We start from the raw sequence: 25,384 nt of genomic DNA, 5'->3' as shown, positions 1-25,384 counted from the left end.
TTGTCGACTTCCCGTTAGGCGGTGGGTACCGGGGTCCCGGCAGCTACCGCCTTTCCGAGTTCCAGGGCCGCCCCTCGCCCTCCCATGCGTTCGATCAATGCGGCTTGATCTGCCTTCGCGGCGGCGTCGACACCCTCCGGATCGCAGATCGATCGCAGCGCGAGCTCCATGCTGCGCACCACGTCCGCGAAGGCAGGATCTCGCGCGAGGTCGCGCGTCTCTTCCGGATCGGTGGCGAGATCAAACAACTCCGGCGGAAATCTCACGTAATGGTGGTACTTCCAGCGCCCTTGCCGCAGCATGAAGGCGCCGGTGTCGGAGCCGACTGCGTGATACTCGCTGAACACAATCCGATCGGGTTCGGGTGGCGATGTCGCGATATCGAACAATGAGCGGCCGGGCCGGCCGGAGAGCACCGAGGAAGAATCGAGGCCGAGGCTCTCGAGGATCGTGACCGACAGATCAAGCAGACTGACGGGCGTCTCACATACCCCCGGCGAGACGTCCGGACCTGCCATGATCATTGGTATGTCCACGGATTCACGGTAGAGATTTGACTTGCCCCACAGGCCGCGGGCACCGAGGTTCTCACCGTGGTCGGAAGAATAGATGACGCGCGTCGTTTCGGCGAGTCCGGCTTCGTTCAATGCCGCAAGCAACTGGCCGACATTGTGGTCCAGCCAGGAGACCAGGCCATAGTAGGCGGCAATCGCGGTGCAGCGCTCCTTCTCGTCTACAAGGGTCGCCTCGTTGCTCGAGAAATCCTCATGCGTCTGGTTCCAGGGATGCAGCTTGTGTCCATCCACCGGATGAAGCTTCCGCTCGCGAAGTCTTTCGAGCGGGTAGAGCTGAAAGAACTCCGGCGGCGCGACCAGCGGAAAATGCGGAGCGACAAAGCCGACATAGAGGCACCAGGGCCGCGCCGATGCGCGCCCTTTCTCCATGAGCCAGCGGATTGCCAGATCAGCAATTGACTGGTCGTAGCGCGTGTAGTCGGAGTGGCCGGGGCCGATATATTCGCCGAGCATTCGCTTCTTGCCGGGCTTTTCCGGCAGTGGGTCGCGGATCGACGCCCAGACCATGCCGACACCCTTGTGCAGATGCATCGGGACATGCTCGACATCGAAGCCCGTCGGCAGGTTCTTGTCCTGGTAGTGGAGCTTGCCGATGGCTTCCACCGGCACGCCCGCCTCCTGCAGCGCGTGTCCCCAACCGCGGACGCGCCCGTCATACCCGAACGAGTTGTCCCAATATCTGCATTGGTGCACGGGCAGGCCCGTGGCGAAGGCCGCACGCGCAGGCACGCATATCGGGCTCGGCGTAACCGCGTTGGTGAAGCGGGTACCGCGCGTCGCGAGGTTGTCCAAGTGGGGTGTCCTGACCAGGGGGTGGGCCCGCGCACGACAACGCACGCGCCTGGTGCTCGTCGGACAGGATCACCAGCGTATTGGCCGCCTTCATCGGGACTGCCGCGAACCGTCTCGGGCATCGGCTGCGATCTCGAGCTTGTCGATGATCTTGAAGATCGCCGACTGCTCATGCGCGTCGAGCGCGGCAAACAGCGCCTGCTGGCGTGCCTGCATGTTTGGATGGGTCTTCTCGTAGAGCTGCCGCCCCTTTCGCGTCAACGCGAAGTAGACTTCGCGGCGATCCTCCTCGTCACGGCGCGCCGAAATCAGGTTTCGCAATTCCAGTGACCGGAATGTCCGGCTGAGCAGGCCTGGATCAATCTCCGCAGTGTCGCCGATCCATCGGCCATTTCGTTCACCATACGTCGCCAGCAGCGAAATCAGGCGCCACTCCGGAAGCTTAAGGTCGCATGTCTTCTTGAGCGTGGCGACCGCCTGCCGATTGAGCTTCGCGTTCAGGCGCGACAGCCGATAGGTCAGAAATCGCTGCAGCGGCAACGTGCTGCCGACTAGGCTTAGCTTCGCGGAATGCACTGCCATGAGGCTGGAACCCATTTCGTTGACTTCTCTATTATTGACTAGTCAATTAATGAGTCAAGCGCGTAGTGCCATACCAATGCAGTTCGCCGAGAGCGGCATCAACCGCCGGAAAACGAGGATCGGCATAAACCGTCTTCAGGTCCATGCTCTGCCCACCGCCGGCGGGCCCGGTGCATTGGGAAACAGAAGGAAAATAGCGAGCGAACATCCGGCCGGCGGTGGCGAGTAGTTCAATCAGACCCGCGAGCCGATACCCTGGAAGAAACATGGCCGCCGCGCAGAGGCGGCGGCCAGTTAGGGAGGAAGCAGGTAACCGACCTGCCAGCGGAAGTGAATTTTGATCGCCTCTCGTCCGACAAACACTGTTCTCGATCTTGGACAACCACCGCACGACCGCTGATCGGTCTCCGAAAGTCCGAACGTTCGACCGAAGGTTTAAAGGCTTTCGCCAAGCTCACAAAGATTTGGTCGTCCAGCTTCTTGGCCGAGCCGCTGATCGACTGGCAACAAGGCACCCGTTTCAATCGCGGCTGTTGTCGTTGCCTTGGCCTCGTTTTCTCCAGTCACGTTCGTCGCGTTGGAGCGTGAGGAAGGCGAACAGAATCCAGGCAATGTGAAAGATGGCGCCGGCTAAAATCGTTATCGCTCCTGGAATTGGTCCGATGGCGGCACGGTCCCAAAGCTGGTCGAGCGACGCGATGGGTACCGGATGTATGATAAGCTTGGCGTAGTAGGCTACCGCCTGGATGACGAGTATCCAGCCGTAGTTGTGCCGCAAACGTCTCCCTATCGCACGCGGGACGCTGATCTGGAACGTCACATGGCGATAGTTGCGGCCGAGGACGTCGCTCCAGGTATCACGGTTTGCTCTGGAGCCTTCGAGAATTGGTCCATAAAGGCCCGTTTCCATGAGGCGCGCCCTTGCACGATACATATGGAAATATCGGTACCGACGGCCTTCCAACATAAGAAAAACGATAACCAGCAATCCAACGATCACCAAAGGCAACGGAGAGGCGTCGGAATTGCTGAAGCTTGCGGAGAGTGCAATTCCGGTCGTCACGACTGCCCAGTTTGTCGTATTGTCCAATCGGGTTCGCCAGACGGTGCTGCGGTAAATCTCGGCGCGATAAAGATGAGCGAGCGCGCCCATTTCCGCCGAATCAAATCCCGGCGTCTCTACTGCGTTATCAACCATTGCCGCACGCCACCTCGCCACCGTGGCGGCTCAGACGCACACCGTGGACTTCCGTTTGCATCACCACACTCCGAAAAACACGCCGGCTTCCTTGTGACGATTGGCTTTGCTGTCGACGAACTCGTCGGTGAGCGTTGTGCGCCGCTTTCGGCGCCCCAGCCAGTCCAAAAGCTCGGCCCGTAGTTGTTCGCGAACACCTTGATGGGTCGCTTCACGCCCCAGGTCCACGAACTCGTTGGGGTCGGACTGCAGATCGAAGAGTTGCTCCGGCTCGTCCAGCCAATAGACGTAACGCCAGCGGTCGGTGCGCATGCTGTAGGCGCGTGCATTCTGCGCCGACTTCCCGCGAAGCGCACGGGCCAGCCGAAAGCTGTAGTCGAGCTCCGAGTAGACGGCCGTCTTGCCTTTAATCTCGTCGTTCCGGATTTGAGGTAGAAGGCTGACGCCTTCGATGCGATGCCGCGGAACTGGCGAACCAAGAAAGTCGAGGATCGTGGGAGCGATATCGACGCTTTCCACGAAGCGTCTATCGACCGCGTTCCGGGTCGTATCGGCCTTTTCGCTAGGATCGACCACGATTAACGGCACTCGCTGCACGGTATCGTAAAACAGTTCCTTTTCTCCGAGCCAATGGTCACCCAGGAAGTCGCCATGGTCCGACGTGAATATGATCAGGGTGTCGGCCAGGAGGTCTTTCGATTCCATGAACTCGAACAGCCGTCCGAGATGATCGTCGACCTGCTTGATCAGCCCCTGGTAGGCGGGCCTAACGGTGCGAATGCACTCGTCGGAGGAGAAGCTGATGCTCTCCTCGTGCTGGCGGTAGGCAGCAACCACGGGGTGGGCGTTTCGTCGCTCGCTCACGTTGCGCACAACAGGCAAACACTGATCCGGCTTGTACATCGCGTGGTATGGAGAGGGAGCCACATAGGGCCAGTGTGGCTTGACATAGCTGAGGTGGAGAACCCATGGGGCGTCGCCCATGCGCTCCATGAAATTCATTGCCACCGTCGTCATGTAAGCGGTCTCGGAGTGGCGTTCGCTAACTCGTGCAGGCAGATGAACATTGCGCATGCTCCACCCGCTGACGACCCCGCCGTCGGCATCGAGGGCCGAGATGACGTAATCATGCCAGGGCCGATCTCCGGCGTAGCCGTGAGCCTGGAGAAAGGCGGGGTAACCGCTTTCGCCGTGAGGTTCATGATGGCCGTCGTAACGGTCAGCCTCCACGAATCCGCCTCTTGACAGCAGGACGCCAAGCTCGCTTTCGCCATCGATGTGCAGTCGATCGAGGCCGGCGACATCGGGCCAAACGTGCGTCTTACCGGCAAGTGCGAGCGAGCGCCCCCCGTCGCGCAGATATTCACCCAGCGTAACCTCATCGACAGGCAAGGGCATGCGGTTCCAAGTCGCGCGATGACTGCAGGGGTAGCGCCCGGTGTAATAGCTCATCCGGCTCGGCCCGCAGACACCGCTATTGACAAAGGCTCTTTCGAACCGCACGCCCCGTGCGGCCAAGGCATCGATGTTGGGCGTTTGTAGATAGGGATGCCCGTAGCAACTGAGGTGGTCCCACCTCAGTTGGTCACACATGATGAAGAGTACGTTGCTCATCCTAGTTTCCCGCCTGCACGACCCAAACCGGCACAGCCTTTGTGGTCGGCGCAGAACCGCCACGCGGCGCACCGCGACTCCTCAATTTCGACCAGCGAATGCCTTCCACCGAGACGGAGCCAAGTTTCATACCGAGCTCACCGCGCGAGGCTTGACGAGAGCATCAAGAGCGCGGACGCCCCGCCCCGCTGGAAGCACCGCCAGCGGATTGATGTCGAGTTCCGCCAAGTCGGCGGCGCGACTGACCGCCAGCGCCGACAACCGCATAAGTGTATCGACCACGGCCGCGACGTCGGCTTTCGGGCGGCTGCGCGCCCCGTCCAGCAGCGCAAAACCGCGCAATTCCCGCAACATATCCTCCGCGTCGGAGCGCGTGATCGGCGCCAGCCGAAAGCTGACGTCTTTCATCACCTCGGCAAAGATGCCGCCGAGCCCGACCATGATCGCGGGACCGAAAAGCGGATCGTTGTTGATGCCGAGGATCAGCTCGACGCCATCCGTGACCATCTCCTGGACGACCACCCCCTGGATCGCCGCGTTCGGCGCGTAAGCGCGCGCGTTGGCCATGATCGCCTCAAATGCATCGTGGACCGATCTGTCGTCACGGAGACCGATCCGCACACCGCCGGCTTCGGTCTTGTGCGGGATGTCGCTGGACTGAATCTTGAGCACCACCGGAAAGCCGATTGACTGCGCCGCACGAACTGCCTCGTCAACGTTCTGACTCAGTATTTCGCGGGTAGACGGGATGCCGTAAGCCTTGAGGAATTGCTTGCTTTCGAATTCGCTCAGGTCCGTCTCTCGCCCGGCGAGGATCAGCATCTGGCTCGTGGATGGTATCTGTTCGGATTGCTCGCCCTTGGTCCGGGCCAGTCGTTGGCGCGCGCTAGTGAACGCCCACAGGGCGCCAATGCCGCGCGCACAGCGCACAGGTGATGCGTAGCGAGGAATGCCGGCGTCATCAAGAATCGCGTATGCGTCTCGGTTAGAGGTCGCGTCGGCGTTCCAGGCCACGAAGATCGGAATATCGAATTCGGCGGAGATGCGCACAATTTCCCGGGCCAGGGTGACTGCCATCTTGCCGCTTGCCGCGGCGAGCACGAGCGCAATCATGTCGACGCTTGGATCGCGTGCAATCGTTTCGAGTGCGACGCGCAGCAGATCGGCGTCACTAAACAGGCTTGCCGTCACGTCCAGCGGATTGGCAACCGAGGCGAACGATGGCAGCACCTCGCGCAGCGCCGCCACGCTTTGCTCGGCAAGAGCCGGCAGCGCCAACCCATCGGCGGCTGCGCGATCCGCCATCGCGATGCCGGCGCCTCCCGAAATGGTGATGATCGCCAAGCGGTTGCCCCGAGGCCGACGCTGCAGCAGCAGCGCCTTGGCGCAATCAGCGAGATCGCCGATGTCGTTGACCTCGACGATGCCGGCCTGGCGGAATGCGGCTCTATACAGCGCCATCGCGCCCCCGAGATTGGCGGTATGCGAGGCGGCCGCTCTAGCTCCCGCGTCGGAGGTACCGACTTTCCACACCAGTATCGGCTTGTTGGCCTCGAGCGCACGCCGGCCGATCTGCATCAGACGGCGAGCATCCTGAAAGCCTTCGACATAGGCGGCGATGACATGCGTTCCGGTGTCATCTATCATCGCGTCGATGAAGTCGAGCGACGTGGTGACCGACTCGTTGCCGGTGGACACGTAGTGGCGAAAGCCCAGCCCCTCATCGTTTGCAATCATCACAATCGAATTGCCGAATGCACCGCTCTGCGAAGTCACACTCACGGCTCCGCGCGAATAAGTCATGCCGTAGGGAGCGCCGAAGCCCACGTGGATGTTGTCGCTGATGTTCATGTAGCCCTGGCAATTTGGGCCAATGACGTCCATGTCATATCGTCGGGCAATCTTCGTCAGCTCCCGCTGGGCTCGAGCGCCCTCCTCGCCGGTTTCTGCAAAGCCCGAGGACAAGATGACGGCAAATCGGCAACCCTTTCTCCCCAACTCATTGAGCGCGTCCGGCACGCGCTTTGCACCCACGGCGATGACCGCCACGTCGGGTACTTCAGGTAACGAGGCAACGTCGGGATAGCAACGATAGCCCGCCACTTCTTCATAGCGCGGGTTGATCGGCAGCACCGCTCCGGCATAGCCCTTGGACTTCAAGTGGGCGATGGGCTGTCCGCTGATGGAGGCGAGATCCTGCGACGCACCGACGATGGCGATCGAGCGCGGTTGGAAGAAGCGTTCGAAACGGTTCATGATCTTGCTGCCTGCGAAAAGGTCTGTCTGGCGATGTTGAGCTGATGGATCTGGCTCGTGCCCTCGTAGAGCCGGAAGAGCCGCACGTCGCGGTACCAGCGTTCAATTTCCGCGTGGTCGGCGATGTAGCCGGCGCCCCCGAACATCTGCACGCATCGGTCGGCGACCCGTCCGCACATCTCGGTTGCAAAGTACTTGCACATCGAGGCCTCAAGGACCACGTCTTCACCACGGTCGCGCTTGCGCGCGGTTTCAAGGATCATCGATTGCGCGGCGTAGATTTCCGTACGGCAGTCCGCAATCATGGCCTGCACCAGTTGGAAGTTCGCCACCGGTTGCCCGAACTGGCTCCTCCTGGTCGTGTGATCGATCGCCATCTCCAGCATGCGAATGGCCGGCCCGGTGGAAAGAGCCGCAAGGTGGATTCGCTGCTTGTTCAGCGTCTTCATCACGGTCTTGAAGCCACGGCCTTCGGCGCCGCCGATCAGGTTCTCGGCGGGCACGCGGCATCGGTCGAATCTGACCTCACCCACCGGCGAGCCAGCCTGGCCCATTTTGCGATAGGGAGCACCAGTCGTAAGTCCGGGCGTGCCGCGCTCGACGATAAAGGCCGAAACGCCCTTCGCGCCCTTGGTGCCCAATTCGGTGCGGGCCGTCACCGTGAACACATCCGCAATCGGCGCGTTGGTGATGTAGCACTTCAGGCCATCCAGCACGTAGCAGTCACCGTCGCGGCGGGCGGTCGTTTGCACATTGGTCGCTTCGGAGCCGGCATCGGGCTCGGTCACCGCAAGGCAACCGGTCTTCTCGCCCCTGGCCATCGTCGGCAGGTAGCGCGCCTTTTGCTGATCCGTGCCATCAACCACGATGCCTTCCGAACCAATCCCTGTGTTGGTACCTACCCGAGCCCGGAAGGCTACAGAGCACTGCGATATCTCAAAGGCGCCGAGCACGAGTTCCTCGGTGGTTAACCCGGCTCCGCCGTAAGCTTCAGGGATGCTCCAACCGAAAAAGCCGTTATCGCGCATCTCCTGAACCAGTTCGGCCGGCACCTCATTGAGCTCTTCGACGCGATTTTCGTTCGGAATGGCGCGCTGACGAACCCATGCGCGGGTCCGTTCGAGAAGTGCTTCGAGACAGGCAGCGTTTCTGATCATCCGGGCACCCGTTACGCTCAGCGCCACCGAAGCAATGTGCGCTCGAGCGTCAGCAGGGTCCACGACAGGGTGACACCAACGAGGGCAAGTATGAAGACGACCGCCCAGACGCCATTGATGTCAAAGCTCGAGGTCAAATAAGCGGTCAGTTGACCGAGCCCGTGTTCGGACGCGATAATTTCGCCGGCCACTACGCCCAGGAGCGAATACATGAAGCCCAGCCGCAGGCCGCCGAACACGACCGGCACCGCGCTAGGCATTGTGATCTTCCAGAACAACTGCGTTGGCTTCAAACCGACCGTCGCAGCAAGTGTGAGATGATCTCGATCGACGCTTCTTCCACCTGCCACCACGGTCTGCAGCACGATGAAGAAGCACAGGCTCGCGCCGATCGCGACCTTCGATCCGATACCCAAGCCGAACCAAAGGATCAACAACGGTGCAAGCGCGATGCGCGGCATGGCGTTCAGCGCCGAAAACAGGGGATCCAGCACCCGTTCGGCCAGCGGATAGACGACAAAAACCATTCCCAGCACCAACGCCGCGCACGCTCCAATGGCAAAAGCGAGCATCGTGCTCGAGATCGTCCACCAGAGTTCGAACCAAATTCTTCCAGTTTGAAAACAGTCGACCCAAAGCGAGTGCGCGATCTGGGTGGGCTGGCCGTACAGTGAGGCTGAGGCCACGCCGCTTCTGACCGCCCCCTCCCAGAGCCCGAGCAGCGACGCAAACACAAGGATCTGTGCGAGCACAATGAATTGTGTCGAGTAATTCTTCTCCGGATTCATCTAATGAACCCCTCTTCCATGGTGGTCCAGACGTGCTTGTAGAGCTCGTGGAAGCGATCGGTGCGTTGCAGTGCCCGAAGGTTCCTTGGCCGAGGAAGGTCGATCGGAATGTCGGCAAGGACCCGGCCCGGCCGTGGAGCCATTACGACAACGCGATCACCTAGCGCTATCGCTTCGGCGAGGTCATGCGTAACGAATAGCACGGTTCGCTGCGATTCCTGCCACAACGCAAGCAGCAGTTCTTCCAGTTGGAACTTCGTCTGCGCGTCGAGGGCGCCGAAGGGCTCGTCCATCAGCAGCATCTCGGCGTCCATGCAGAACGTTCGCGCCAGCGCGACGCGCTGGCGCATGCCGTGAGACAGCGCCTTTGGGTACGAATTCTCGAATCCCTTCAGGCCCACCCGCTCCAGCAGCCCCATGGCGCGTTCGCGGCGATTCTGTTCGGGCATGCCCCGCGCTTCTGCGCCGAACTCGGCGTTCCTTAGCGCGGTGCGCCACGGCAGGAGGCTGTCTCGTGCCAGCATGTATCCGAGCTTGATATTCCCAACCAGTGGCTTCTGCGAAAACACCGTAATCGATCCGGCCTTCAAGGTGTCTGCGGGAAGCAACCCGGCGGCGTAGTTGAGAATCGTCGTCTTGCCGCAACCGCTTGGTCCTACGACCGAGACGAACTCGCCGAGTCTAACCCTTAACGTGACATTCTCAAAGGCGGTGACTTGGCCGAAGCGGAGCGTTCCGTCGATTACGTCCAACGCACCTCCCTGAATGGTCGGCGGCGCTTCGGTCTGCGCGGGTTTCGCGGCAACTGCCCGATGGTCACCCATCTATGGTTTCCCTTTGTTAGGTCGATGAGACGTCAGCTTGCTGGAGCGAACTTGGAAATCACGTCGTCGGGGCCAAGCTTCCGCGGCGTGAGCTTGGCGTCATAGAGCACGTCGATGAAGACCTGGATCGCTTTGCGGTTGACCCGAGGGTCGGAGATCTGCAGTTGGCGCTGCAGCGTTTCTCGAATGACAACATCGGCATCGGGAACGTTTACCTTCAGGTACTTTTTTCCAATGGCGATGTATTCCTCCAGGTTCGCAGGGTCCTTCATCCACTTGTTGGCTTCCTGGGCGGCTGCAACGAACGCCTCCACCACCTTCGGGTTCTTCTCGACAAATTCGTCGGACATCATTGCGGTCACGCCCGCGCCCTCCAGCCGGCTGACAGCCGGGATTGTCTTTTCGGTCGGCAGGTTGAAAATGGTCTCGCAGACCGAAGAGTGGTCACAAATTTCGGCGGTGGGCGGCACCTGGATGGCTGCGTCGATCTGCTTCGACGACAGGGATCCGAATGCCGTGGGCGGGCCGCCTACCGCGACATATGTCACGCTGTCGTGCGAAAGGCCGGCATCTTGCAGCAGCAGGTTAAAGATCAATTCGGTGCTGGCGCCGCGTGCCGTCACGCCGATGCGTTTCCCCTTGAACTCCTGCATAGCGGCCGGATAGGTGCGTTCCTTACCGGTCCAGGGAAAGTCCTTTCGGGCCACGACGTAGTATGGCACGCGGTTACCCACGCCAAGTACGAACTTGACCCGAGCGCCGCCTGTGATCGCGCGGATGCCGGCGTCGGTACCGATAAAGCCCAATTCGAGGCTGTTACCGAGCAATGCCTGGATGCCCAGAGGCCCATTCGTGATGCGGATTCCTTCGCACTTCAGGCCGTACTTCTCGCAAAAGCCCTTGTCCTCCATGACGCGAAACATCATCTCGCCTGGCGACTCGTAGATCTGATAGCGGAATTTTGCGCCACCGCCGTTTGGCGTTTGCGCTGCCGCTCCACCCGAAGCAAATGGCGCCATCGCCGACAGCAGGACGACGAGGCAAAGCAACTTTTTCGCATTCAATTTCATGTTCCCTCCCCTTGGTGTTAGTCTTTCATTGTCCAGGCGCTGCGTGGTCAGACCGCCTATTTCGGCAACAAATGTGCCGGCAGCCGGCTATCGTCGCCCAGCGCGACCCTCATGACCTCAGAGCTGCCGTTGGGTTGATGACCAACCGTTGCCCGGGGTGCGGGCGAGGCGACCACGCGATTGGATAGTCGCCCGATACCTGTCACTTCGACTTCGATCGCGTCACCCACATCAAGTGGACGGGAGTTCGCCGGCGTCGCCGTCAGGATAAGATCGCCGGGCATCAATGTGATGTGCCGGGCAACGTCGGCGACGAGGTAGTCGAAACCGAAAATCATGTCATCGGCGATTGCCGCCTCCTGCACGAGACGGCCGTTACGCCAGGTACGCAGTGTCTGTTGTCGGATATCCATGCCGGATACGATGCCGGGACCGATGGGACAGAACCCGTCCGCGCCCTTCACCCGCATCATCGAACCTGCATCGGTATCACGCATGTCCTGAAGCCCCATATCGAGCGCACAGGTGAAGCCGGCGATATGGTCCCAGGCTTCGTCAGGCGTGACGTTGCGGGTAGGCTTGCCGATAACGATGGCGACTTCGCCCTCGTAGTTGAGGTATTGATAACCGTCCGGGCGCACGATCTCGCCGCCGTGCGCGTTGATCGAGGTGACCGGTTTCATGAAGTAGGTTGGCGTACCGTACAACGACTTGTCGTCATGCCGTTTGCCGCGCAATTCGAAATAGCGCGACATGTAATTCAGATGAAGGCAGATGATCTTGCTCGGCGTGCATGGGGCGAGATGAATGGCCTCACCCATGGCAACCAGGCGCCCGTCGTCGAGCCGCAATCGGTCATCCTCCGGGACAGCAAAGTGCAGCGAACCGTTGAAGATCACCCGGCGCAGTTCGCGCCTGGGCCCTTGAAGGACGTTCATGCTGCTGTTCCCATTTGAGCGGTTTCAAACCAGATGTGGACGTTGCCGGTCCCCATCGCGTTCTCATACTCCGACACTCGTTCGCCGCGCGCCCGGCAATCGCGTCCGCCAAGTGCACCGACCATCTGCAGGTAGTGCCCGCCAAGGCCCTCGTACGCCGCCGCGCGCAGTTCGGGATACCGGTCAATGACGGCAGCGTGGTCCCCGCTCGCCCATGAAGCCATGACCTCATGATCGAGCACGACGTGCTTGGGATCGCTGATGTTGTCCGGATGCCACCAGCGCGGATTTCTCGGCTTGAAATCCAGATCGACCATGCGATGGCTCAGGGCACCCGAGGCCAGCAGCACCGCGCGGGTGTCCACATTGGCTATCGCCTTGCCGATGACCTCACCCATGGCCAGGAAATGATGCGCCCGGGCGTTCTGGCAGATGCCGACACATAGTATTCGCTCGCCACGCCAAAGCGGTCCCAGCAGGTTGAAGGTCGGATATTCCGGCTCGATGTGCGTATTCCGGGTGTTTTCCACCGGCACCGCAGCTTCTGCACCGACGCGGGCAATCTCGGCCGCGAGTTCTGGCGCCCCGCGATAGTCGAAGGGAATGTCGTGCAGGATCCACGGCATCTCGTTGGAGGTGTACGTCCCCTGGTAACGATCCGCGCCAGCCACGACATGCCGGCCGCTCGTGAACCAGTGCGTATCGAAAATGATCAGCGTGTCGGGTTTCGCCACGTCGATCTTCTTGCGCAGTCTCTCGAACCCTTCGATCAGGTCGGAATCCCGGCCATTGCCCATCGCAATGCGATCGGCCTGCGGTCGGAATAATCCAGGATGATGCGAAACAATGGCGGCACCAACGATCTGTCCCATTCGGTTTCCCTTCGGTTATATGTCTAGAATGAGCATGTCGCTCCTTGCGCGAGAGACGCAGGGCAGCATTCGGTCGCACTTGCGTTCCTTCTCGCTAAGAAACGAGTCTCTGTGATCCGGCTGGCCTTCGATTACTCCGGTCAGGCAAGTGCCGCACACGCCTTGTTCGCACGACACGTCGATATAGACGCCATACTGCGCGAGCGCCGCGACGATGGTCATGTCCTCGGGAATGACGTAGTCGCCGCCGGTTCGTGCGAGGCGCACCACAAAGCTCGATTTTGGCGCCGACAGCGCATTCACGTCTGCCGAGAAGTACTCGAGGTGAACGGCGTCGTTCGGCCATGTTGCGGCCGCGACATCCTCAACCGCGTCCATAAATGGCCGCGGGCCGCACAGATAGAGATGAGCATGCGGCTTGCGCTCCTGCAGGATCTTGCGCAGCTTGGAACGCACAGCGGCAGGTTCCAGCGCGTAGTGGAAGTCAACGAGGCCCGCGAACTGTGATTCCGACAGCTCCTTGTGAAAGGCCGTGGTCGCTATCGATCGCGCAAAGTAGTGCAATTCAAACGACCGCTTGCACGCCAACAGATGCCGCGCCATCGACAACAAGGGGGTGATACCGATGCCGCCTGCGACCAGCACGTGGTGCGCCGCCGAGTCCCGCAGCGGAAAGTTGTTCCGCGGCAGGCCAATTTGCAGCAGATGGCCTTCGCGAATGCTCTCGTGCAAGGCGGCTGAACCACCCCGCGATGCGGGCTCCCGCTTCACGCCAATAACGTAACAGCCGGTGTCATCAGGCCCGTTGCAAAGCGAATACTGGCGCACCAGGTTGTTTCCCAGGTGGACGTCAATGTGGGCGCCGGGGCCGAACGGAGCGAGCGGTGCCGAGTCGACGGGAACGAGTTCAAACACCCGGACGTCGTCGGTCTCCACCCGGATGCGGTCGACCCGCATCGATCGAGTGCTCATGCCGACCTCCCTTGCTTGTGACGCTTACCGAGGCGAGCCGGCAGGGAAAACGGCCCGTTGATGAAGTTGCTGCGCAGACGGTCTACCGGACCGGTGGCCTCGATCTCCGGATACTGCTTGAGCAGCTCGGAATAGGCGATGCGGATCTCCAGCTTCGCCAGATGTGCGCCAAGACAGAAATGCGGTCCGCCCATCCCGAACGCCAGGTGAGGATTGGGCGAGCGCGAAACGTCGAACTCGCGTGGTGCCACAAATTTGGTCTCGTCGAAGTTTCCCGAGGCGTACCAGATTGCGACCTTGTCGCCGGCGGCTATTTTTTGGCCGCGCAATTCCACGTCACGGGTAGCGGTGCGACGCATGTGCATCGTCGGCGTTGCCCAGCGCACGATCTCGTCGGTAGCAGCGGCCGCTTTTCCTTCGATGTCCTGCAACCACAACTGTTTCTGCTGCGGATAGTCCGTCAGGCCCTTCAGCCCGTAGGAGATCGAGGAACGGGTGGTATCGGCGCCCGCGGCGCCCAGAAGACCGAAGAAGGCACACCAAGTCGGATGGCGTCAATTGCTCACCATCGATCGAGGCCGCCACGAGGGCGCTCATCAAATCATTCTTCGGCTCCTTCCGCCGCTGTTCGGCGAGCCAGCGTCCATAGGCCTGGATTTCGCGCCCCGCCTCCCCTATGCCCTGCTGGTCCGCTCCGAATCGCGGATCACCCGAGAAGAAGGTACGATCGGCCAATTCAAGCATGCGACGCTGGTCGGCTGCGGGCACGCCCATCAGATCGTAGAAGACACCGAGCGGTAGTGGCGTCGCGAAATCGCGGACAAAGTCGATATCGTCTTTGCCGTCGAGGCCATCCAGCATCGTCAGCACGCGCGCGCGGATCTGCTCCTGCATCCTGGCGACGGCCATCGAGCCGAATGTCGGTCCCACAAGTCTGCGCAATCGCGTGTGCGCGGGCGGGTCCATTTCGATCATCGACCCTTCGCCGGCGTGAGGAAGATCGCCTTCGAAAAGGACCTGGATGCCCTCACGATTGCTGAATGTGGCGGTGTCCTTGCTCACGGAAACGATGTCGTCGTAGCAAACGACGGCCCAGAAGCCCTTTTTTCCGGAGTCCGGATGCTGGTGCCAGCTCACGGGCGCATCACTACGCAGCCTGGCAAACAAGTCGGGCAACTCGGGTCTCAGGAATGTATCCAGTGACGCCAGATTGATCCCCGGGATCGTACTCGTCTCTCTCGCCATGGCGTCTTGCTCGTCCATCGTCCGTCTCTAGGAGTGAGATCGTCTCTCTTGCGCGTCTTATCTCAGCTGCCGGCGAACACCGGTACGTAGGGTCTCTGTGGAAGCATGACGTCCTTGATGTCGCAGAAGAATTCGAAGCTCCAGTGCCCGCCTTCCCGGCCGACACCGGAATCGCCGACCCCGCCGAATGGAGCCTCCAGGTCACGGAGGAAGAACGAGTTCACCCAAACCATTCCCGTGCGCAACTGCTCAGCCACTGCCACGGCTCGATCCTGCTTTCCGAACACGAGACCAGCCAGGCCATAGCGGGTGCTGTTGGCCATCCGCACAGCGTCCGCATCCGTCGAGAAGCGCTGAATGACCAGCACCGGCCCGAAGATTTCGTTCTGCACGACCTCGTCGTCGTTGCTCACGCCGCCAATAAGCGTGGGCTGATAGAAGAGACCGCCAGCAGCATGCTCTTCGCCACCCCAGTGGATCGTCGCGCCTCGCTGCCGCGCGCGATCAACCATGCCCGCAATCTTGTCGAGCTGGCGCTGGTGAATTATCGGGCCGATTTCCATCTTGGGATCTCGCGGATCACCCACACGAAGCCGCGCGACGACCTTCTGCATTCGCTCAAGGAAATCGTCGGCTATACTGTCCTGCACGAGCAGACGGGTACCCGCCAGGCAAACTTGACCGGCATTGCGGTACTGCAGCGCTGCCGTTGCAGCCGCGAGGTCCAGATCGGCGTCGTCAAGAACGATGAAGGCCGACTTGCCACCCAACTCGAAGCTCGCCGGCACCAGGTTGTTGCCCGTGGATTGCGCGATGGACTTCGCCGTTGGCACCGAGCCGGTAAACGATACACGGGCAACGCGCGGATCACGTACGAGCGCGGCGCCGGTGACTGCTCCGATTCCCTGGACCACGTTAATAACACCCGGGGGAATGCCGGCCGCGGCTGCGATGTCGGCCAGCATCGAGCAGGTCAGCGGTGCCCATTCGGGCGGTTTGATCACTACCGTGTTGCCCGCAGCCAACGCCGGACCGAGTTTCCAGGTCGTCAACATCATCGGCGAGTTCCACGGCGTGATGAGCACACACACTCCGGCGGGCGCGTAGTGTACATGATGGCGGGCGTTGCGCGCTTCGATGCGCTGATCAACCAGCTTGAGCGCCTCGTCCGCGAAGAATGTGAGGTTCAAGGCGCAGCGCTCGATCTGGTGCCCCTTGAGACGGCCGAGCAGCATTCCGTTGTCCTCACACTCGACCCGGGCGAGTTTGTCGCCCCAGTTCTTCAGCTCGGCTGCAAAGCGCTGCAGATGCTCGCGCCTCTTGACCGGACCCAGTCCAGCCCATCCGGGAAATGCGGACCTCGCGGCCTCGATTGCCGCGTTGCAGTGCTCGGGCAATCCAGCGGCCACACGACCAATCAGACGTCCATCGATGGGGCAATAGTCATCGAAGTGTTCGGTTGATGCGACGCGCTCACCATGGATGAAGTGGTCGGTCGAAACCTTGATGCCGTCGATGTTGATGTGTCCGTTCACAACCGCGCCTCAATTGATGAATGGTATGGCGATCGAACCCAGAGGGCCGTAGTCGATATGAAAGACATCGCCTGCGCTCGCCGCTATCGGTCGCGTGAACGAGCCTCCCAGCAGTAGTTCGCCCGGCTTCAGCGACACGTCACGCAAACCCAACCGATTGGCCAACCAGGCGACGCCCGCGCCTGGATGCCCCAGCACGGCCGCGGACATGCCGCTGTCCTCAATGACTCCGTTCTTGTAGACGACCGCTCCGAGCCATCTCAGATCGACGTCCATTGGGCGTACGGGGCGGCCACCTATGATGACGGCCGCACTGGCGGCGTTGTCTGCCAGCGTGTCGACCAGCTTGCGCGGAAGAACTGTCCTGGAGTCGATCAGTTCGATCGCCGGAATCACGTGCCTAGTGGCGCTCAGCACGTCGGACACGGTGACCCCCGGTCCGCGCAAGGGTTGTTCGAGCACGAAGGCCAGTTCGACCTCGACGCGCGGCGCGTGGTGGCCAGTCAGTGAGATCGGCTGGCCGCTTTCATAGATCATGCCGTCGAGCAAATGACCGAAATCCGGCTCCGCAATACCCACGGCGTCCTGCATCGCCTTGGACGTCAAACCGATCTTGTAGCCTCGAACTTTCGCCCCTGCCTCAACCTTCATGGACACAACCCTGGCCTGCACGTCGTAGGCATCGTCGATATCGATGCCGGGGTAAGTGTCGGAAAGCCGCGGCAACAGGGTACGATCGCGCTCCGCGATAAAGAGCTTTTCGGCGGCCTCTTTCCGTTGAGATTCTGTAAGAGCGACCATGATGATTGCTGCGGATTGGCTTGTGACAGGGCCAACCATCGACTACCGTCACTTTTTAGACAAACAACATTTTCTGACAGAGTTTTAAGAAATGCTGAGCAATCTTTCCCTCCGCCAGCTGCGGGCTTTTAGAGCCGTCGGCACATCGAGCAGTTTCACGACAGCCGCCGAAATTCTGCATCTGACGCCCGCTGCCGTCAGCGGCCTCATCAAGGAGCTGGAGAGCCAGCTGGGCGTGCGTCTATTTGACCGCAACACGAGGGCCGTAAACCTGTCGTCGGTGGGAAGTGAGTTCTTCCCGCTGGTGGAGCGCGCGTTACAAGACCTCGACGGCGCCGTCGCGAGCCTCAACACCCTGAAGGAGCTGCGCCGCGGTATCGTTCGGATCGCTGCACCTGAGGTGTTGTCTTGCACCCTTTTACCCAGAGCAATGGCAGCATTCCGCAAGCAATATCCGCACATCGAGTTGCAGTTTCTCGACGTGCAGCTAGAAGATGTCATTGCACGGACGCGACTGGGAGAGGTCGACCTCGGGATTGCCCCTACGCCTATCAGCGATCAAGAACTCGAGCAGGTCCCGATCATGCGGGCACCCTTGATGCTGGCGATCCGCAAGGACGACCAACTCGCGAACCGTTCCAAGGTGACCTGGAGAAACATCGAGGATCGAACCTTCATCAGCTTCTTTCGACAGTTTAGAGAGTGGGGACCGTTCGATGGCAGAGTGGCTGGTCCTCAGTTCTTGCCCAAAGAAATGAAAGTGGTACGCCGGATCAACACTGCGTTCGCAATGGTTCAGGCCGGCTTCGGCGTCGCAGCCTGCCCCATCATTGCCAAGGGCCTGGCAACCGGCTTTGGACTGAAACTGATACGAGTGGATGGACCTGAGTTGATTCGCGATTACTCTATCTTCACGCTAAAGGGGCGCTCGCTCCCACCGCCAGCGGAGGCATTTCGAGGCTTCCTCATCAAGTTCGCGCCGGCATGGGTTCGCAATCCTGACACGTAGGGCGATTGGCATTATTCAAGTGCTCGCGCTCACTTCGCGCCGACCTTCCTGACACGCGACTCAACGGTAACTGACAAGGCGCTGAATGAGCGCGGCTTCACGCATTTCTCCGAAAGTACGTTGACCGCTCGAACCGCTATCGCCCAGAGTACAAAATCGTAGAGGATCGTAGTTCGGCGTACAAAATCGCAGATTTGGTAGCGGCGGAGCGCTACCGCCTTTCCCCACACCAACCAAACCTACGATATCTCATCCAATCCTTCGCATAAGGCAGTTCTTGAGCCTCGCAGCGGGCTCAGCTCTTACACTCGTGGAGACGTAAAGGTCACGACCTTAGTCTCGGGCGAAAGCGGCCGAATTCGTGGAAACTCGAAAGTGGCGCATGTTCGGCGCCACCATCGTACAGCCGGCCGCAATCGACGCAAGCAGAGAGCCTCCACTTCCTGCGCAGTTTCGATCGGGAAGCGCCAGGTTTCCCAGTCCGTTCTCAAACTCGCAGGTTCAAATGTGGACTTGCAACTGCCGATACCGACATTCGCTCGTCGTGGCTGTCTGAAGAGGATACCCCCTGCGTCCCGAACGCAGTGCGCATGCTCTAAGTCATTGATTTTTCTTGCTGTGACGGTCGATACCGTCTCGTTTTGTTCACGGTCGTTTCACCCAATTCGTTGCGATTTCGTTGCGGCGTTCTGGGGAAGAACGATGACGGGTGTGTTGATCCATTGGGTCTGCTTCAAGAGGCTTGCGCGGTTTCAATCGGCAGTCCAGCCCTGCCATTGCGGTGTCCTCGCAAGACCGTTCGATCGTGCACCGAGAACTGACGCTGCAGTGCTTTCCAACCACACCTTGAAGTTTAGCCGCGAGAAGAGCTGTCCTAATAACGAATTCAGGGTTTTAAGTGCTGGCTGCAGCCGGACGGATCGGACGTCGGATGGCGGAATCAAAATCCGCTTAATCCACAAGTACCCCTCTTAGGCGCTCTGCCATAGAGCTTTCGCTTAGGCGTTGACGCCTCCGTACGCGAGAATATGTTGATCTCGCAAAGGGATCATCAATGAACCGCGAATCCGCGTCAGGAAGAACCTGTCGGATGCGCAATATGCAAATACACCAGTTATGCTTGTTCAGGCGCTCTTACCGAGTCGGTAGTTGGCATTCGCGCATAAGCCGACGGTTCTTGTGGGCCATTTTGTTCATTTTGGTGTTCCCCGCCTACTGCCTAGCCGGGGAAGGGAAACCCATCAGCATCACCGTGGCGGCCGACCACACGAAGGCCAACGGAGAACCCTGGGACGGCATTCCAGGCATTGGCGGGGGGCGCGGTCCGACGGCCATGCCCATCCCCAACAAAAATGCGCCGGATCTGGCGGTCTGCATCGTTCGCTTGGAAACGCCTCCGGAATGCAGCATGCGGTATGTGAACTTAAAGCAATATTCGCTTTGCCAGAACAGCTATGATTGCATTTTTAAGCGGGTGAGCATCCCCGATGGTCCTTTCGGGCTCATCATTCTGGATTTGGACTTACGGCGGCATGATCTAGTTGGTTTCCTTTTAATGACGGCTGGGAAGGCTCTTACTCCAGACCAGCGAGCCGCCTTCGAAAGTGAGATTCGGAGAAGAGCCGACCAGTTAGCGCCCCCTTTTTCCCAAGGAGAGAAGCAACGCAGGTTGAGGGAGATGCTTGTTGTTCCGATGGACCGCTGCGCCGAAGCTAAGGGATGCAGGCTCGTCCAATCCGAAATCCGCGTGAACTCGGCCGAGTGATCCTTGCCGAGGCAGCTCCGTCCCGTCGCCACGTCAAAGGTGATACGAGCGGCAAGCCGCCCTCGACGTGCCGCCGTGACGGCGCAATGGGCCGGCCGTCGCCAATGCCCAGGTCTGGGCATTGCCCGTGGCTTGACCCGGAAACCGCGCCAGGAGGCGTTTCTAGACGCTTTCGGCTTGAGCCTGGATATCATCGTCGAGCTGACCTTGAAACAGGCAGCTATTGACTTCAGGTGCTCTCCGGATTGGCTTCGGCGAAGCGCCTCACTTGGTTGCTCCGGCGAGGGCTTGGGCTGCGCCAAACTTCACACCGCGCAGCCGGACTCGCTCGCGACCGACGGCGGTCCGCCTGTCCTCTCGTGTCTTTCGCACGAGTACCCGACCAGTGCTGCCAGCACTTCGCCCAATTCGTGGCGTGTCCGCCCACGGCTCCGCCAGTGATTTATAAGCCGCACCACGCGATGGGGATATCGCCTGGCCGCTGTCTGCGGAGAAGTTGGTGTGAGAACGCGGCGATTATCCTTAGTGCCGCTTTCCTTTTCACAAATGAGCACCGAGCCGCGACCAGACGCGACCACGGCTGTCGCACAAGGGGCTAAGCGACGAACCATGGCCGGCCCGGCCGGAGGTGAGAAATCGATCCTCCAAGCTTCTTCATGGCGGCGCGGAGCCTTTCGCGGCATACTTCACTTGCCGGTATCGCAAGCCTTTCTTGGCTATTTCGTCTGAACTCAACTCCCGCTCTGCTTTCACCCGCCGAAGATCGATTTGCGAACTCAGGCTGCGGCGCACTGCGTCCACTGCCGATTGCCTGGTCGGATGTCCCACATAGAAAAAGCAGTACTCTAAGAATACATCACCTCTTTGGCGACGCCGGCCGATGCTTACGACCCACGCCTTTCTCGCGCATTCTTCCATTCGATCGCCCTGTCCCGAGATCCCACCAATCGAATCGTTCCGTGTTGTACCTAACCTTGGCCTCCGCGTGTGTCAGGATATCCCCGACAAATGCGCCCCTGTAAGGCTTCCAGCGGTGTAGATGCGTGACAGACGGTCACCGTCCCCACCCATCGTGGTATACTTCTCGTCGACCAAACAATTCACACGCAGTTCCAAGCAAAGCCTTCAGCGAACATACTCCGCTCGGCGGCTTTGTCTTTTGTACGGAGCGCTTCACCGATGGCTGGCAAGTCTTGGTCTTTTGCAGATGATCGTCGCCTTATCGAACTTGCCAAAGCGTCGAAGTCTTTAGTGGAAGCCGCTCGTATCATGAAGCGCACCCCTGAGCGCATTCGCAAAGTTGCAATGCGGTTGGGCGTCTCATTCAAATCCGAAGTTAAGAAGAAATAATGTGCTCCGCTCTTCCAGCTCTTCATAAAGAGTGCTGATACAATCACTTGTCGCGCTCGGATTGCTGGAGAGGGACGGCGCCGGCGAAACCGGCATTAACCGCACGGTTCCTGGTCAAGCAGTGCCCCCCACCTGGCTACAGCGGCCCGACGACTGTCGAATGGACGTTCCAAGCTATTCCGGAGGGTACGACGTTCGTACGCGTGCAGGAGTCCGGATGGACGGGAGATGCCGATAAGCTCATGCGCTACGTCGCCGATTCCACGCAAGGCTTCACGCTTTTGCTTGCGGGCTAAAGGCATGGCTCGAGCACGCTATCCAACTGAACCTGACGCTCGAGGAGCGGCTTGGCTTCAGGGCGGCGATCCAATCTATCGGGTTATTCGAGGAGGCTCCTGGCACAACGAGACCGAACTCGTCCGCGCGGCCATCCGGTTCAAGCGTCACAGCAAGGTTCAGTTCGACACACTTGGATTCAGAGTGGGCAGGACCATGGGACCATAGCGATAGACAGCCGGAAGCGGCGGATGGTCACCCAAAGGCGACTTCCCTGAAATTGATCGAAACCAACACTATATCCGTGATGGGACTGCGATCAGGACCGGGTGTAGGCGCGCCACCGACCTTGGCGCTCGGCTTGTGTTTGACGAAGCCGCCGGCCAAGTAGCAGCCAAGTTAGTCGGCTGAAGCGCTGGCGAGGCAAGAAATCGCAGAAAATCGTAGTTCGGCGTGCAACATTGTACGACCGGTAGCGGGGGAGTGCTACCAACCCACGCCAACATCTTCGTCAACGCTTGTCGTGAAGTTCACGGCAAGATCATGAGACGGCGCCAGCGCACCGAGCCGACGGCTTTCGTTCACCGGGAGCGGCGCTTAATTGCGCTCTATCAATTTGCTCCCGAGCCGGAATTTTCTCGGTCTATCAAGTAGTTCATCGTCAAAAGCGGATTGACTGCAGTGCTTTCCAGCCCACTGTTGAGGTGATAAATTGGTTCTTCTTGGCTTCAAAGGGGCGAGCCAAAAATGGGACCCTCTAGCAGAGGCGACCGTGATCCTCCTTCTGTATCCGTGACGGAAGGTAACGGACGCAATCACGTAAGCGCGCCAGTCGAGCTTACTTTCTCGTTTGGCCCATTCCGCCTTGTCCCGCGGCAGCAACTATTCCTTCAAGGCGATAATCCGGTTCCGCTTGGAAGTCGGGCCTTCGAAATTCTCATAGCTTTGGTTGAGCACGCCGGCGAAGTGGTCGACAAAGATGACCTCATTGCGCGCGTGTGGCCTGGCCTCACTGTCGAAGAATCGAACCTTCGAGCTCAAATCAATGCTGTGCGGCGTGCACTCGCGGAGGGTAGGACCGGCGAGAACTACATCGTCACGGTGCCTGGTCGGGGATATCGCTTCGTTGCGACGGTTTCACGGTCCATGGGCGATACAGCCCAAGCCTTCCCCGCCCCCCATAAAGGGCACAATTTGCCGGACCGTCTCACCCGACCGATCGGCCGCGCTGATATCGTTGCCATGGTGAGCAGCAGGCTACAGCGAGGCCGCTTCGTCACGATCGTCGGACCGGGCGGAATCGGCAAGACCACAGTTGCTCTGGCGGTCGCCGACCAGTTGATAGCCTCTTACAAAGATGGTGGACGGTTTGTCGATCTTGCTCCGCTCAACGATCCCCAGCTTGTGCCGAGCGCGCTCGCTTCTGTGCTTGGTGTTCCGATCCGCTCGGAGAATCCATATCCCGCATTGACGTCCTTTCTCAAGGACAAACAGATGCTGCTCCTGTTCGACAACTGCGAGCATGTCTTGCTGGCGGCCGCGGAGTTGGCTGAAACCCTTTTGAAAGGCGCACCGGCTGTTCACATCCTTGCCACCAGTCGAGAACCTCTACGTGCCGAAGATGAGCGCGTGCAGCGCCTACCCCCGCTGGAAACTGCTCCTGTCGAGGCAGGATTAACAGTCATGGAAGCGCTTAGCTACCCGGCCGTACAACTCTTTGTCGAGCGCGCGTCAGCGAGCGCCGGCGGATACGAACTCAGGGATGACGATGTCCCAGTTGTCGCGCAAATCTGCCGTCGGCTCGATGGAATTGCGCTGGCCATCGAGCTTGCTGCGTGTCGCGTTGACGCCTTTGGGGTTCGCGGAGTGGCCAGTCGCCTGGACGATCGATTTCATCTGTTGACACGCGGTCGGCGCACTGCGCTGCCACGGCATCAGACGCTTCGTGCAGCGTTCGATTGGAGCTACGATCTGCTCTCCGAAGTCGAACGCGTCGTCATGCGCCGGTTGGGTGTTTTCGCCGGACGCTTCACGATGGAAGCTGCCAGCGCCATCGCTGGAGACGACAAAATAATCGCGTCCGAGGTCGACGGGGTCGTTGCCGATCTTGTCGAGAAGTCGCTGGTCATAGCGGATGTGGCAGGCGAGACCGTATATTATCGCTTAACTGATACAGCGCGAGCTTACGCTCAGAAAAGGCTGAGTGAAGAAGGTGAAGCGCAAGCTGTGAGAAGCCGACACGCACTCTACCAACTTGAGCGGTTCGAGCGCGCCCTCGTTGAGTGGGAGACCTGGCCCACCACCCAATGGTTATCCGCGCATGCACCACAGATCGACGATCTTCGCAGCGCACTTGACTGGGCATTTTCGCCGAGCGGCGATACTGGCGTCGGCGTAGCACTGACGGTCGCGGCAGTGCCTGTTTGGTTCGAGATGTCGCTGATGGAGGAATGTCGCACGCGGGCCGAGCGTGCGCTGACTACGCTCGGCGAAAGCACGAGCGACGGACGCCGCCGGATGCACCTCTATGCTGCGGTTGCCTGGTCGCAGATGTACACGACAGCATCGGCCCGGGACACGGGGGTGGCGTGGGCGACCGCGTTCGAAATCGCGGAAAATCTGGATGATACTGACTACCGCTTGCGGACGCTCTGGGGAATGTGGGCTTCGCGAGTCAACCGCGGACAGTTCGTCGAAGCTCTGGAGCTAGCGAAGCGGTTTTCGTCGGTTGCCGAGAAGACGGCGGATATCAACGATCGATTGCTCGGCGATCGATTGAAAGGTGCGACGTTGCACTTCCTGGGCAATCAATCGAGTGCAAGACAGCACATTGAGCGGATGCTTGCGCACTACGTAGCTCCCGTCCGTCGATCACATGCGGTGCGCTTCCAGTTCGACCAACGGGTGACAGCACGCATCACGCTCGCACGGGTGCTATGGCTGCAAGGGCTTGCGACTGAGGCGCTAAGCTGTGTCGAGAATAATGTCAGCGACGCTCTTTCGATCAATCACAGACTCTCGCTCTGCAACGCGCTTGCTCAAGCGGCGTGTCCGATTGCCCTCATGGCTGGCGATCTGTTGGCCGCGGAGCGCTACACGAAGATGCTCCTCTATCAGACCGCCAGCGATGAGCTCGATATCTGGCGCGCTTATGGGCGCTGCTTCGAAGGAGAATTGCAGGTCAAGCGCGGCAATCTCGCCGCCGGCTTGCGGCAGCTAAAAGCTGGTATCGACGAGCTTCGCCGAGCCAGATTCGTCCAGTATCTCACGACCTTTCTGGGAACGTTGGCCGAGGGGCTGACGGCTGCTGGAGACGATCTACTGGCAAGGACCACGATCGATGAAGCGATCGGACGAAACGAGCAGAGCGAGGAGCGCTGGTGCAGTCCGGAGCTGTTGCGGATCAAGGGTGTAGTCGCTTTGCAGCGAGACGCTGGTCTGGCCGAGGAAGATTTTCTGGCGTCGATTGAGGTGGCCCGAACGCAGGAGGCTCTCGCATGGGAGCTGCGCACCACAACCAGCCTGGCACGACTGCGGCGGGATCAAGGGAGGGTCGGCGAAGCGTACGAGCTGCTCTCGCCGCTCTATAGCCGCTTCACCGAGGGCTACGAAACCAACGATCTTAGGATCGCGAAGGGTCTGCTGGATGAACTCTCGGGCCAGCGCTAGCCCAGATCAACGCAGGCCGTTTCACATCCGCTGCTGAGATTTCACGGAAATTCACAATGCTTCATGGGGAGGTTTCACGCCTCCTTCCTGGAGTTG

20 protein-coding genes and 1 pseudogene are annotated in these 25,384 nt (G+C 60.0%); 5 read left to right on the top strand and 16 right to left on the bottom strand.

The features are described 5' to 3' along the window. Positions 1-14: 14 nt before the first annotated feature. From V1292_RS22505 to V1292_RS22430, 16 genes are all read right to left on the bottom strand, one after another. Positions 15-1,412, bottom strand: a complete 1,398-nt coding sequence (locus V1292_RS22505) for a sulfatase-like hydrolase/transferase (protein ID WP_334374846.1) — start codon at positions 1,410-1,412, stop codon at positions 15-17. A gap of 45 nt (positions 1,413-1,457) precedes the next feature. Further along, positions 1,458-1,964 carry a MarR family winged helix-turn-helix transcriptional regulator gene (locus tag V1292_RS22500; protein WP_334374844.1) on the bottom strand — a complete coding sequence of 169 codons (507 nt, stop codon included), beginning with the start codon at positions 1,962-1,964 and terminating at the stop codon, positions 1,458-1,460. Between the two features lie 505 nt (positions 1,965-2,469). Beyond that, positions 2,470-3,147: a DUF2270 domain-containing protein gene (locus V1292_RS22495; protein ID WP_334374842.1), complete on the bottom strand. Its 678-nt coding sequence runs from the start codon at positions 3,145-3,147 to the stop codon at positions 2,470-2,472. Between the two features lie 60 nt (positions 3,148-3,207). Further along, positions 3,208-4,761, bottom strand: a complete 1,554-nt coding sequence (locus tag V1292_RS22490) for a sulfatase-like hydrolase/transferase (RefSeq protein ID WP_334374841.1) — start codon at positions 4,759-4,761, stop codon at positions 3,208-3,210. A gap of 126 nt (positions 4,762-4,887) precedes the next feature. Continuing rightward, positions 4,888-7,017 carry an acetate--CoA ligase family protein gene (locus V1292_RS22485; RefSeq protein ID WP_334374840.1) on the bottom strand — a complete coding sequence of 710 codons (2,130 nt, stop codon included), beginning with the start codon at positions 7,015-7,017 and terminating at the stop codon, positions 4,888-4,890. Beyond that, complete coding sequence (locus V1292_RS22480; RefSeq protein WP_334377129.1) at positions 7,014-8,174, bottom strand: acyl-CoA dehydrogenase family protein; 1,161 nt, start codon at positions 8,172-8,174, stop codon at positions 7,014-7,016. Before V1292_RS22480 ends, V1292_RS22485 begins: the two co-directional genes overlap by 4 nt. 17 nt (positions 8,175-8,191) lie before the next feature. After that, entirely contained in the window at positions 8,192-8,962 is a 771-nt protein-coding gene (locus V1292_RS22475; protein ID WP_334374839.1) for an ABC transporter permease, read from the bottom strand. Beyond that, positions 8,959-9,786 carry an ABC transporter ATP-binding protein gene (locus V1292_RS22470; RefSeq protein WP_334374838.1) on the bottom strand — a complete coding sequence of 276 codons (828 nt, stop codon included), beginning with the start codon at positions 9,784-9,786 and terminating at the stop codon, positions 8,959-8,961. Before V1292_RS22470 ends, V1292_RS22475 begins: the two co-directional genes overlap by 4 nt. A gap of 32 nt (positions 9,787-9,818) precedes the next feature. Then, the gene (locus V1292_RS22465) at positions 9,819-10,856 is read right to left on the bottom strand and encodes an ABC transporter substrate-binding protein (RefSeq protein WP_334374836.1); all 1,038 of its coding nucleotides are present in this window, start codon (positions 10,854-10,856) and stop codon (positions 9,819-9,821) included. Positions 10,857-10,912: 56 nt separating this feature from the next. Continuing rightward, entirely contained in the window at positions 10,913-11,755 is an 843-nt protein-coding gene (locus V1292_RS22460) for a fumarylacetoacetate hydrolase family protein (protein ID WP_334374835.1), read from the bottom strand. A gap of 35 nt (positions 11,756-11,790) precedes the next feature. Beyond that, entirely contained in the window at positions 11,791-12,666 is an 876-nt protein-coding gene (locus V1292_RS22455) for a hypothetical protein (RefSeq protein ID WP_334374834.1), read from the bottom strand. Between the two features lie 15 nt (positions 12,667-12,681). Then, positions 12,682-13,638 (bottom strand): PDR/VanB family oxidoreductase, encoded by a 957-nt coding sequence (locus V1292_RS22450; RefSeq protein ID WP_334374832.1) that lies wholly within the window; start codon positions 13,636-13,638, stop codon positions 12,682-12,684. After that, on the bottom strand, positions 13,635-14,069 hold the full coding sequence (locus tag V1292_RS22445) for a cytochrome P450 (RefSeq protein ID WP_334374831.1): 435 nt from the start codon (positions 14,067-14,069) through the stop codon (positions 13,635-13,637). Before V1292_RS22445 ends, V1292_RS22450 begins: the two co-directional genes overlap by 4 nt. Further along, the gene (locus V1292_RS22440) at positions 13,975-14,901 is read right to left on the bottom strand and encodes a hypothetical protein (protein ID WP_334374830.1); all 927 of its coding nucleotides are present in this window, start codon (positions 14,899-14,901) and stop codon (positions 13,975-13,977) included. The genes V1292_RS22445 and V1292_RS22440 overlap by 95 nt, the downstream gene beginning before the upstream one ends. A gap of 44 nt (positions 14,902-14,945) precedes the next feature. Next, the gene (locus V1292_RS22435; protein ID WP_334374829.1) at positions 14,946-16,418 is read right to left on the bottom strand and encodes an aldehyde dehydrogenase family protein; all 1,473 of its coding nucleotides are present in this window, start codon (positions 16,416-16,418) and stop codon (positions 14,946-14,948) included. A 9-nt stretch (positions 16,419-16,427) separates the two neighbouring features. Continuing rightward, entirely contained in the window at positions 16,428-17,219 is a 792-nt protein-coding gene (locus V1292_RS22430) for a fumarylacetoacetate hydrolase family protein (protein ID WP_334374828.1), read from the bottom strand. Positions 17,220-17,310: 91 nt separating this feature from the next. Here V1292_RS22430 and V1292_RS22425 point away from each other — a divergent pair, with 91 nt between their 5' ends. From V1292_RS22425 to V1292_RS22410, 5 genes and pseudogenes are all read left to right on the top strand, one after another. Beyond that, entirely contained in the window at positions 17,311-18,228 is a 918-nt protein-coding gene (locus V1292_RS22425) for a LysR family transcriptional regulator (protein WP_334374827.1), read from the top strand. 1,177 nt (positions 18,229-19,405) lie between these two features. Further along, entirely contained in the window at positions 19,406-19,993 is a 588-nt protein-coding gene (locus V1292_RS22420) for a hypothetical protein (protein ID WP_334374826.1), read from the top strand. A 1,179-nt stretch (positions 19,994-21,172) separates the two neighbouring features. Then, positions 21,173-21,343 (top strand): hypothetical protein, encoded by a 171-nt coding sequence (locus V1292_RS22415; RefSeq protein ID WP_197424044.1) that lies wholly within the window; start codon positions 21,173-21,175, stop codon positions 21,341-21,343. Positions 21,344-22,366: 1,023 nt separating this feature from the next. After that, a pseudogene (locus V1292_RS33920) lies at positions 22,367-22,732 on the top strand (winged helix-turn-helix domain-containing protein); the annotation flags it as partial. A 33-nt stretch (positions 22,733-22,765) separates the two neighbouring features. Further along, entirely contained in the window at positions 22,766-25,288 is a 2,523-nt protein-coding gene (locus V1292_RS22410) for an ATP-binding protein (protein WP_334374825.1), read from the top strand. The last annotated feature ends 96 nt before the right edge of the window (positions 25,289-25,384 follow it).

The organism is Bradyrhizobium sp. AZCC 1719 (assembly GCF_036924525.1).
Taxonomy (GTDB): Bacteria; Pseudomonadota; Alphaproteobacteria; order Rhizobiales; family Xanthobacteraceae; genus Bradyrhizobium.
The sequence above is the reverse complement of the archived record's forward strand: the minus strand, read 5'-3'. Positions and strand labels throughout refer to the sequence as shown.

Excerpts from the sequence above, each read along its gene's own strand:
- V1292_RS22500 (WP_334374844.1), bottom strand. The coding sequence starts at position 1,964 with ATGGGTTCCAGCCTCATGGCAGTGCATTCCGCGAAGCTAAGCCTAGTC.
- V1292_RS22495 (WP_334374842.1), bottom strand. The coding sequence starts at position 3,147 with ATGGTTGATAACGCAGTAGAGACGCCGGGATTTGATTCGGCGGAAATG.
- V1292_RS22490 (WP_334374841.1), bottom strand. The coding sequence starts at position 4,761 with ATGAGCAACGTACTCTTCATCATGTGTGACCAACTGAGGTGGGACCAC.
- V1292_RS22485 (WP_334374840.1), bottom strand. The coding sequence starts at position 7,017 with ATGAACCGTTTCGAACGCTTCTTCCAACCGCGCTCGATCGCCATCGTC.
- V1292_RS22480 (WP_334377129.1), bottom strand. The coding sequence starts at position 8,174 with ATGATCAGAAACGCTGCCTGTCTCGAAGCACTTCTCGAACGGACCCGC.
- V1292_RS22475 (WP_334374839.1), bottom strand. The coding sequence starts at position 8,962 with ATGAATCCGGAGAAGAATTACTCGACACAATTCATTGTGCTCGCACAG.
- V1292_RS22470 (WP_334374838.1), bottom strand. The coding sequence starts at position 9,786 with ATGGGTGACCATCGGGCAGTTGCCGCGAAACCCGCGCAGACCGAAGCG.
- V1292_RS22465 (WP_334374836.1), bottom strand. The coding sequence starts at position 10,856 with ATGAAATTGAATGCGAAAAAGTTGCTTTGCCTCGTCGTCCTGCTGTCG.
- V1292_RS22455 (WP_334374834.1), bottom strand. The coding sequence starts at position 12,666 with ATGGGACAGATCGTTGGTGCCGCCATTGTTTCGCATCATCCTGGATTA.
- V1292_RS22450 (WP_334374832.1), bottom strand. The coding sequence starts at position 13,638 with ATGAGCACTCGATCGATGCGGGTCGACCGCATCCGGGTGGAGACCGAC.
- V1292_RS22440 (WP_334374830.1), bottom strand. The coding sequence starts at position 14,901 with ATGGACGAGCAAGACGCCATGGCGAGAGAGACGAGTACGATCCCGGGG.
- V1292_RS22430 (WP_334374828.1), bottom strand. The coding sequence starts at position 17,219 with ATGGTCGCTCTTACAGAATCTCAACGGAAAGAGGCCGCCGAAAAGCTC.
- V1292_RS22425 (WP_334374827.1), top strand. The coding sequence starts at position 17,311 with ATGCTGAGCAATCTTTCCCTCCGCCAGCTGCGGGCTTTTAGAGCCGTC.
- V1292_RS22415 (WP_197424044.1), top strand. The coding sequence starts at position 21,173 with ATGGCTGGCAAGTCTTGGTCTTTTGCAGATGATCGTCGCCTTATCGAA.
- V1292_RS22410 (WP_334374825.1), top strand. The coding sequence starts at position 22,766 with ATGGGCGATACAGCCCAAGCCTTCCCCGCCCCCCATAAAGGGCACAAT.